The organism is Peptostreptococcus sp. MV1 (assembly GCF_000758885.1).
In the GTDB taxonomy this organism is placed as follows: Bacteria; Bacillota; Clostridia; order Peptostreptococcales; family Peptostreptococcaceae; genus Peptostreptococcus.
On the sequence record NZ_JRNB01000012.1, the window covers coordinates 19,179 to 28,783 of the forward strand.

The 9,605-nt window shown below is 38.4% G+C and carries 9 protein-coding genes; 1 reads left to right on the forward strand and 8 read right to left on the reverse strand.

Annotation, left to right across the window (positions count from 1 at the left end):
• Window positions 1–17 precede the first annotated feature (17 nt).
• The 8 genes from HMPREF1639_RS01560 to HMPREF1639_RS01595 form a co-directional block, all read right to left on the reverse strand.
• A complete protein-coding gene (locus HMPREF1639_RS01560; protein WP_036762538.1) occupies window positions 18–1,712 on the reverse strand; it encodes a phospho-sugar mutase in 1,695 nt (564 codons plus the stop codon).
• 35 nt (window positions 1,713–1,747) lie between these two features.
• Window positions 1,748–2,884 carry an N-acetylglucosamine-6-phosphate deacetylase gene (gene nagA / locus HMPREF1639_RS01565; protein ID WP_036762540.1) on the reverse strand — a complete coding sequence of 379 codons (1,137 nt, stop codon included), beginning with the start codon at window positions 2,882–2,884 and terminating at the stop codon, window positions 1,748–1,750.
• A gap of 75 nt (window positions 2,885–2,959) precedes the next feature.
• A complete protein-coding gene (locus tag HMPREF1639_RS01570; protein ID WP_036762542.1) occupies window positions 2,960–3,799 on the reverse strand; it encodes a MurR/RpiR family transcriptional regulator in 840 nt (279 codons plus the stop codon).
• Window positions 3,800–3,816: 17 nt separating this feature from the next.
• Window positions 3,817–4,707 (reverse strand): ROK family protein, encoded by an 891-nt coding sequence (locus HMPREF1639_RS01575; RefSeq protein ID WP_036762543.1) that lies wholly within the window; start codon window positions 4,705–4,707, stop codon window positions 3,817–3,819.
• A 97-nt stretch (window positions 4,708–4,804) separates the two neighbouring features.
• Window positions 4,805–5,254 (reverse strand): YhcH/YjgK/YiaL family protein, encoded by a 450-nt coding sequence (locus tag HMPREF1639_RS01580; RefSeq protein WP_036762544.1) that lies wholly within the window; start codon window positions 5,252–5,254, stop codon window positions 4,805–4,807.
• A gap of 11 nt (window positions 5,255–5,265) precedes the next feature.
• On the reverse strand, window positions 5,266–6,777 hold the full coding sequence (locus tag HMPREF1639_RS01585; protein WP_036762545.1) for a sodium:solute symporter: 1,512 nt from the start codon (window positions 6,775–6,777) through the stop codon (window positions 5,266–5,268).
• A gap of 56 nt (window positions 6,778–6,833) precedes the next feature.
• Window positions 6,834–7,751 (reverse strand): dihydrodipicolinate synthase family protein, encoded by a 918-nt coding sequence (locus HMPREF1639_RS01590; protein WP_036762547.1) that lies wholly within the window; start codon window positions 7,749–7,751, stop codon window positions 6,834–6,836.
• Between the two features lie 52 nt (window positions 7,752–7,803).
• Window positions 7,804–8,493, reverse strand: coding sequence for an N-acetylmannosamine-6-phosphate 2-epimerase (locus tag HMPREF1639_RS01595; RefSeq protein WP_036762548.1), 690 nt, complete (start codon window positions 8,491–8,493; stop codon window positions 7,804–7,806).
• Between the two features lie 269 nt (window positions 8,494–8,762).
• Between HMPREF1639_RS01595 and nagB the strand changes: the two genes are divergently transcribed.
• Window positions 8,763–9,488, forward strand: coding sequence for a glucosamine-6-phosphate deaminase (gene nagB, locus HMPREF1639_RS01600; protein WP_036762550.1), 726 nt, complete (start codon window positions 8,763–8,765; stop codon window positions 9,486–9,488).
• Window positions 9,489–9,605 lie beyond the last annotated feature (117 nt).

Sequence of the window (9,605 nt, forward strand, 5' to 3'; positions counted from 1 at the left end):
GGAATGGCTTGATTTGTCTAGTTTACTGAGTCAACAATGGCCAAGAAGTGGGCATTAATTCCTTCTAGTTTATTAAGTGCCACCTGGTCATCATTGTCATGAGTTCCAATATATACTTTTATCTTAGGTTCAGTCCCTGAAGGTCTTAGGGCTATCCAAGATCCGTCCTCTAGAATATACTTGAGTACGTTAGACTTAGGGAAGCCTTCTACACCAGCTCCAAAGTCTAGGATTTTATCAATCTTGATGCCATCTACTGCTTCCATCTTTGTTGATCTAAAGTGGTCCATTATCCTCTTTATCTTGGCACTTCCCTCGATACCCTCTAGGTAGATTGAAGTTGTCTTTTCTCTGTAGTAACCATACTTGGCATATAGGTCCATCAAGCCCTCGTATAGGGTCTTGCCCATGCTCCTGTAGTATAGGGCCATCTCAGATATCATAAGGGTAGCTACAACCCCATCCTTGTCCCTACACTGGTCACCTACTAGATAACCGTAACTTTCTTCATAGCCCATTACAAAGGTCTGAGAATTGTCCTTCTCATACTGTGTCATCTTGTCGCCCATAAACTTAAACCCAGTCAGGATGCTAACCACATCAACACCCATTGACTTGGCTATATCAGCCCCGAATTCTGATGTTACTATTGTCTTTATTATGCAGGCATTGTCAGCCAACTTGCCCTTTTCCTTTAGACCTGATAGGGTATATTCAGCAAGTAGACCACCTATTTGGTTACCTGTCAGCAATACAACCTCACCAGCAGAGTTCTTAACAGCAACGCCAACCCTGTCACAATCAGGGTCATTGGCTATTAATATATCAGCATCTTCCCTCTTTAAAAGCTCAATACCTCTAGTTAGGGCAACAGCTTCTTCTGGATTAGGAGTCTTGATTCCGGCAAAGTTTGGATCTGGCATTGCCTCTTCTGGAACAACCAAAACATTCTTAAATCCACTATCCTTTAGAACCCTAAGTACAGGAACCCTACCTGTACCACAAAGAGGAGAATATACTACCTTGAATTCTCCTGCATATTTTTCTATTATATCTTTCCTGATTACATTGGCCTCTACAGCGTCTATAAAGTCATCATCTATTGGCGAATCGAGCAGAACCATCCTAGCTTCATCTGCCTTGCTATGGGCAGGTATTATAGAAAAGTCTTTGATACTTTCTATTTCAGCCAAAACCTTGTCGGCAACATCTGGCATAATCTGGGCACCATTTTTTCCATAAACCTTGTAACCATTGTACTGAGGTGGATTGTGGCTGGCCGTAATAACTATACCACCTATACAGTTTAGCTTTCTAACTGAATATGACAGCATTGGTGTAGTCCTCAGGTCATCGTAGTAATAGACCTTCATACCTGCAGCAGCTATAGTTTTTGTAGCCTCAAGGCAGAACTCCCTAGACATATTTCTATTGTCATGGGCTATTACTATACCCCTCTCAGCAGCTCCTTCTTCATTTTTTAAGAAGTAGTTGGCTAGACCATACGAACACCTTCTAACAGTGTATATATTCATCCTGTTCCTACCAGCCTCAACTACACCCCTAAGGCCTGCAGTACCAAATTCTAGATCACGATAAAATCTATCCTCTATTTCCTTTTCGTCATCCTTTATTGCTAATAATTCCTTTTTTGTATCCTCATCAAAATAGGCTGATGTTGTCCATTCTTCATATAACTTTTTGTAATCCATATTACCCCTCCTTTCAACTAAATCACTTACTTATATTATAACCTTTTTCCGTCCAAATATACATCAATTATTTCATATTTATCATCCAAAATAACTAGGTCGGCAATCCTTCCTTCATCTATCACTCCACACACGTCATCAATGCCAACTGACTTGGCAGGAACTAGTGTAGCCATGTGTATGGCCTCTAAAGGTGAGGCTATTCCCCATGATATCACATTCTTTACTGCTTCCTTCATAGATAGAACTGATCCTGCTAGGTTTCCAGCTTCTAGCCTAGCTGTTTTGCCATCCATAGTTACATTAAAATCACCCAACTTGTACTGGCCAGGAGGCATACCACCTGCCATCATACAGTCGCTTACCAACATTACACTGTCACAACCACGTGCTTTTACAACTACATTGGCTGCTGCCGGATGCACGTGGTGGCCATCACATATCATCTCTGCAAATACATCCTCTAGTGTAAGAGCTGCCCCTACCATTCCAGGATTCCTGTGGTGAAGACCGCTCATTCCATTATAGGTATGAACAAAGATATTGGCACCGGCATCAACTGACCTCTTGGCCTCTTCAAATGTAGCATCACTATGGCCTAGTCCTACATATACGCCAATCTTTCTAGCCTCTCTGATAAAGTCCTCAGCTCCTTCAAGTTCTGGTGCTATGGCAATTTTCTTAATTAAGTTGCCTGAAAGTTCCTGCCACTTTTTTAATTTTTCTATACTAGGCTTTGAGAAGTACTCATTATTTTGGGCTCCCTTATACTTGTCTGTAAAGAAGGGACCCTCCAAGAAAATACCCTGTATCTTGGCCCCGTAGCTATCCCTACAATTACCGACAATCTTTACGACCTCATTAAGGTCATCTACAGATGCAGTCAAGGTAGTTGGCAGGAAGGAAGTAACACCTATACTAAGTATGTCCTTGCATATTACCTTTACAGACTGGCTAGATTTATCCATTATGTCACAGCCTGAAAATCCATGTATGTGGGTGTCTACGAAACCAGGACTGATAGTAGCTTGACCGTAATCCTTGACTTCTTCATTGGCTTGTATATGGTCTCCCTTCTTGTATATTTTTTCTATCTTGTCACCCTTTATCATGATTGCTCCATCTTCAATCATTTGGTCACTTAAAACTATATTTTTAGCCTTAATTATCATGGCTTCCTCCTAAATATCTATTAAAATTAAATCAATTTTTATATTCCAAACCAAGTATCTAACTTGTATAATATCTTATTTTTCTATTTTTGCTTGACTTATGCCTATCTCAAGTGCTCTCAAGGTATCTTCATGCATCTTTTCTTTCTGAGTCTTGTCGTACCTTACAAAGTGAGAATACAGTATATCCAACATAACTAGAACTGGGAACTGTGGTGATATCAATTTTCCATGATTTAAATGCTTGAGAGAGGGCACCAAAACCACTTCATCACAATATTCCACTAGACTATCCCTCATTTGAGATGTAATCAAGACGGTCTTTGCATCATGCTTGTGGGACTCCCTTAGAAAATGTAATACTTCCTCAGTTTCACCACTTATACTTATTCCAAAGACAATGTTGTCACCATTTTGAAATACGCCCCTCATCTTCATCTGGTCTAAGTCCCTGATGGAGTCTATATTTACGCCTATCCTCATAAACCTTAGCTCCATCTCATTTGCCGCCAAGCCTGAACTTCCCTTTCCACAAACATAGACCTGTCTGGCCTTGTTCAAATAATCGCTTATCCTCATTATCTGGTCTTCATCTAATAAACTGTAGGTCTTGTTCAAAAGCTCTTGGTAAGTATTTAGTATAGTCATTACATTGCTCGTAATAGTGTCTACCTTTTCAACAAAGCCTTCCTTGTACTGATATATAAATTCCCTGTATCCACTATAGCCACACTTTTTGGCAAATCTCGACAGGGATGCCTCTGATACAAATAGCCTTTGAGCTATCGTCTTTCCTGACAGGTCTTGACTCTCCTTATTGTGAATAAAGAAATCAGCAATATTCTTTTCTACAGTGGTAAAGTTCTCATATTTTGATTCAATTGTCGTAATTGCTGACTTAACATAATATCCCATAATTCTATATACCCTTCCTAGCCGTGGATAGATACAAAATTGTAATATGCCCCTAGCATACCTGCATCATTGCCATGACTTGCAAATTCTATTCGTGTTTGACTAGCTATACTATCTATCAAGTACTTGTTTAGGGCTGCCTCAATTCTTGGCCTCAGATAATCTTCTTGGGCCATTATGCCTCCTCCCAAGACTACAATCTCCGGATTTATTACATAGGCAATATTGGCTATACCCTGACCAAGCACCTGGCACATATCATCTATAGCACCTATACAAACACTATCTCCCGACTTGGCTGCCTCAAAAATTGCATATCCGTTCCAATCTGACTCCGGTTGACCCTTTAAACTAGCAACTGTCTTTGTCAGAGTCCTAGCTGAAGCCAGGCTCTGAAAATCACTGTCGCCCATATTTAGGTATCCAACCTCACAAGCACTACCAGAGAAACCTCTCAGGACCCTACCGTCTATTATTATGCATCCACCTATGCCTGTTCCAATTGTCAACATTAGGGCTAGACTGGCTCCCTTTGATGCTCCAGCCATATATTCAGCTAGGCCAGCACACTTTACATCATTTTCAACCTCACAAGCTAGATTAAATTTATCTCTTATTGCTTTCTTAAAATTAGTTCCCTTGTAGTTTGGTATCAGAGGGGCTGAGTAAAAAATTTCACCCTTGTCCCTATCTACCATTCCAGCCGTTGATATGCATACTCCAACTATATCCTGCCCCTGGTCATTAAGGTAGCCTTGAGTTATGTCTAATACCTTGTCCAATATTGCAGGACCTCCCTTGTAGGCCTCAGTGTCCATAGACTTCTTAGATAAAATCTCTCCACCCTGGCCTATTAGACCGTACTTGATGGCAGTACCACCTATATCTATACTAATATATTTTTTCATAAATTACTCCTTTATTAGATATCATAATCCATATATACACAAAGAGAGCATATGTAAGTAAATACATTCTGCCCTCTTATTATACACTATTTAATAATTATATTTGCACCTTAAAGATTGCTTTTTTTATTTTTTCTGGACCGTCTACAGCTACAGCAGTCCTATGACCATCGCTTGGGTAACAAATCAAAAAGTCTCCAGCCTTCAATATCACAGAAGAATTCTTATCACCATCCATAGGTAGGAAGTCATCCTCATCTACAAAATCTTTCAAAGACATATTCTGTATAAAATTAAGGTCTATCTGTTCACTTCCATCAAGCATTAGATGTAGGTCTAGATACTTCTTGTGGGCCTCCCAAAAACGTTCTTGAGCACTTGTAGTTGTGTACTCTACAATATTTACAAACAACTTCTGTCCATCTATTTCATAGCTACCCTTTTCATATGAAAGAAGATCATGACTATTTGCATACTCAAGGCACTTTTTGATACCATCTTCTAGGTATTCAAATTCTTTCTTATTTTCTATATTTCCGAAAATCATGCCAAACCTCCTTAATCCCTATAAATAGTAGTGTTAGCAGGTGGAAGCTCGTCGTCTCCCTTAATCTTTCTCCAAGCTATACTTGCTATTAGACCTACAACTAGTGAAACTGCTATAGATATAATAGAGTATGACCAGAATGATACCTTAGCTGGGTCTACAAAGTACTTGATATATATCATTACTCCAGACGAAGCTATAAAGGCTAGTGTCGCTCCAAACTTGTTGGCAACCTTAGTGAAGGCACCTAGTATAAATGTTCCAACTAATATACCAAGAACTAGTCCCATAAATCCATTGAACCACTCATAGGCTGACTTGACACCTCCGTTGGCCAATACCATAGCTATCACTATAGCAAATATACCAACTAGAAGAGATACCCTCTGACCTATCTTTGTCTGCTTTTCAAAACTTAACTCACTCTTGTTAATACGAGCCTGAATATCAAGAGTCCAGCTTGATGCTACAGAGTTAAGACCTGTAGAAAGAGTTGACTGAGCTGCTGCATATATTGCCGCCAACAACAAACCTGTAATACCAACTGGCAACTGGAAGGCTATCCATGAAGCAAATATCTGGTCCTGCTGGGCTGCTGGTGGTAGTGGATTGCCCTGTACCTGATAGAATACGTACAAACCTGTACCTATTAGGTAAAATACAGTCGCTATAAATATTGATAGACAACCATTGGCTACCATCATCTTGTTTAATTTCTTTGTATCAGTAGTAGTTGTAAAACGCTGAACTATATCCTGGCTAGACACATATGATCCCATAGTATTTAGACCTGCACCAAGTATCAACAAGAATACACTATCTCTCAATATATTGGCATCAAATATAGGCTGGTCTGGAGATAGGAACTTGCTACCACTTCCAAGCTGTTCAAATATAGCTGGTAGGCCTCCATTAATATGAGCCACTAAAAATACTAGACCAAATGTTACACCTATTAACAATACTGATCCCTGAATAAAGTCTGTCCAAAGTACTGACTTTAGTCCACCTGTATATGAATAAATAATTGCTATAATACCCATTATAATAATCAGGATATTTACATTTACGCCCATCAACTTAGATAGTACCATACATGGTAGGTACATGATTATTGACATACGACCAACCTGGTAAACTATAAACATTATAGCTCCTAGTATACGTAGACCCTTACTCCTGAAACGAATTTCAAGATAGTGGTAGGCTGTATCTATACCCAACTTACTATATATAGGTAAAAAGAACCTAATAGTAAACGGTATAGCTATCAACATACCCAACTGGGCAAACCACATAATCCATGTTCCTGCATACGAGTTACCTGCTAGCGACAAGAATGATATAGGACTCAATAGTGTCGCAAAAATTGAAACTGATGTTACCCACCAAGGAACTGTACCGTCACCCTTGAAGTATTCCTTACCCTTCATTTCCTTCTTTGAGAAATGAAGGCCTGCATATAAGACTGCTGCTAGATAAACAATCAGTATTATTAAATCTATGGTTGTAAAACCTTGCATATATATTCCTCCTGTGATTCTATCAAATAATTATAAATTTCTATCTAAGCTATATCTTAAAGATACTTTGCCTTAGCATCTCTAATCATCTTGGCTGCCTCTTCAACAATAGCCTTGTCGCTGTCTATTAGGCTGGCTAGAGGTCTTCTAACACTACCTATTTCAAGGCCTTCATTAATACTCAAGATAGCCTTTATTACAGCGTACATATTACCATGAGCTGAACACATCTTGTAGATAACTTCATTGGCATCATACTGGATTTCCCTAGCTATATCGAACTTGCCTGCTCTTACATATTCATCCATCTTTAGGAATAATTCTGGCATTACACCATATGTTCCACCAATTCCACCTTCTGCACCTATTACTCTACCGGATATAAACTGTTCATCTGGACCGTTGAATATAATATAATCCTCACCAGCTGCCTGCTTGAACATCTGTATATCCTGAACTGGCATAGAAGAATTCTTGACACCTATAACCCTAGGATTTTTTCTCATCTCTGCAAATAGCCCCTGAGTCAAGGCAACACCTGCTAGCTGAGGTATATTGTATATTACGAAATCAGTATTTGGAGCTGCATCAGATATATCATTCCAATACTGGGCAATCGCATACTCAGGTAGTCTAAAATAAATTGGTGGTATAGCTGCTATAGCATCTACTCCTAGGCTTTCTGCATGCTTGGCTAATTCCTGACTGTCCTTTGTATTGTTGCAGGCAACATGTGCAATTACTGTTAACTTACCCTTGGCAACCTTCATAACATTTTCCAAAACAATCTTCTTGTCTTCAACGCTCTGGTAGATACACTCACCAGAAGATCCATTTACATATACTCCCTTAACACCCTTTTTCACAAAGTATTCAGTTAGGGCCTGAACTCTCTCTGGGCTGATATTTCCTTCTTCATCATAACAAGCATAAAATGCTGGTATTACTCCCTTATACTTTTCAAGATTTTTCATAACTACGTTTTCCTCTCCTTTAAATAATATTTAATATAAGTCAACAATTTTTTTATTTATTCATTGCATCAACAAAATTCTTTGTTATAACCTGTGGTCTTGTTATTATGGAACCAACAACTACACTGTAGGCACCCAACTCTATTACTCGTCTCGCCTTTTCAGGTGTATTTATATTACCTTCTGCTATAACCTTATGTTCTACCTTTTCAACTATCTTTCTCAATATTTCAAAGTCGTTAGCTTCAATCTTGTCACCCTGACTCTGTCTTGTATAGCCAACCATTGTAGTTCCTATAAAATCGAACCCCAATTTGTCAGCGTATATAGCCTCCTCAACAGTTGAACAATCTGCCATAAGAAGCTGGTTAGGATATTTTTCCTTTACTTCCCTGAAAAAATCATCTAAGGACTTGTTGCCTGGTCTCATAGCTGGACTGGCATCCATTGCTATTATCTCTGGTTCTACCTCCATCAATTCATCTACTTCCTTAATTGTTGGAGTAATATATATTTCACTATCTTCATAGTCCCTCTTCACAATTCCTATAATTGGCAAGTCAACCTGAGCCTGAATTTCTTTTATATCTTCCTTAGTATTTGCACGTATACCGGCAGCTCCACCTTCCTTTGCTGCCCTTGCCATCCTACCCATTATAAATGAAGAATGTAGTGGCTCATGAGCTAGAGCCTGACAGGATACAATCAACTTTCCTTTTATACTCTCAATCTTATCGTCCATTATTTCATATCCTCCTTTATGACTTCATTATATACGTCTGTGATTTTAATTTCAATATCATCAGTATATTTTGAAACTTCTTTCTAAATTTTTTTAAAAAATCACACATTCTCCCTTATATTGAATACATTTTCCTGATACAATTGAAAGTAACTACAAAATAATCTGATTGTCTTGAAATAATCCCTTATATTGCTATACTTTTACTTATAGAAATTATTCGCAAGAAAAAATTAAAAGATTATATTTATTATGGAAAGGATTTTAGTATGATAATTTACAAAGTTGAAAATTATGAAGAAATGAGCAAAAAGGCTGCTAGCATTATAGCTTCACAGATTATAATGAAACCAGACTGTGTGCTAGGACTAGCTACAGGGTCATCTCCTGTCGGAACATACAAAAGATTAATAGACCTATATAAAGAAGGCTATGTTGATTTCTCAAGAGTAACTAGCATAAACCTGGACGAATATAAGGGACTCGAGCCTACTAATGATCAAAGTTATCGTTATTTTATGAATACCAACCTATTCAATCATGTAAATATCAAAAAAGAGTCTACATTTGTTCCTGATGGCTTGGAATTAGATTCTGACAAGGCATGCCGTGAATACGAAGAAATGATAGAATCTTATGGTGGAACAGACCTTCAGTTATTAGGTATAGGACGTAATGGACATATTGGTTTTAACGAGCCTGGTCCTGTATTTGTAAGAGATACTCACTGTGAAGACCTTACTCAGAGCACAATCGATGCCAACAAGAGGTTCTTCGCTAAAGATGAAGATGTGCCTCACCAGGCCTACAGCATGGGTATTGGTAGTATTATGAAAGCTAAAAAAATACTTTTGATTGCTTACGGTAAAGACAAGGCAGAGGCAATTGCTAAAACTATAAATGGTCCAATTACTCCTAAAGTTCCCGCTTCCATTTTACAGCTACACAATGATGTGACTATAGTGGCAGACAAGGAAGCCCTTAGTATGATATAGACTAGTAGGACACACATAGTAGGACACACAAAAAAGCCTCCCCCCAACAAAAGGCTACAGACAAAACATTATATTTTGGTTCTATAATATATAGCGTTGATGGTAACAAAAATGCTT

Excerpts from the sequence above, each read along its gene's own strand:
- HMPREF1639_RS01560 (WP_036762538.1), bottom strand. The coding sequence starts at position 1,712 with ATGGATTACAAAAAGTTATATGAAGAATGGACAACATCAGCCTATTTT.
- nagA (WP_036762540.1), bottom strand. The coding sequence starts at position 2,884 with ATGATAATTAAGGCTAAAAATATAGTTTTAAGTGACCAAATGATTGAA.
- HMPREF1639_RS01570 (WP_036762542.1), bottom strand. The coding sequence starts at position 3,799 with ATGGGATATTATGTTAAGTCAGCAATTACGACAATTGAATCAAAATAT.
- HMPREF1639_RS01575 (WP_036762543.1), bottom strand. The coding sequence starts at position 4,707 with ATGAAAAAATATATTAGTATAGATATAGGTGGTACTGCCATCAAGTAC.
- HMPREF1639_RS01580 (WP_036762544.1), bottom strand. The coding sequence starts at position 5,254 with ATGATTTTCGGAAATATAGAAAATAAGAAAGAATTTGAATACCTAGAA.
- HMPREF1639_RS01585 (WP_036762545.1), bottom strand. The coding sequence starts at position 6,777 with ATGCAAGGTTTTACAACCATAGATTTAATAATACTGATTGTTTATCTA.
- HMPREF1639_RS01590 (WP_036762547.1), bottom strand. The coding sequence starts at position 7,751 with ATGAAAAATCTTGAAAAGTATAAGGGAGTAATACCAGCATTTTATGCT.
- HMPREF1639_RS01595 (WP_036762548.1), bottom strand. The coding sequence starts at position 8,493 with ATGGACGATAAGATTGAGAGTATAAAAGGAAAGTTGATTGTATCCTGT.
- nagB (WP_036762550.1), top strand. The coding sequence starts at position 8,763 with ATGATAATTTACAAAGTTGAAAATTATGAAGAAATGAGCAAAAAGGCT.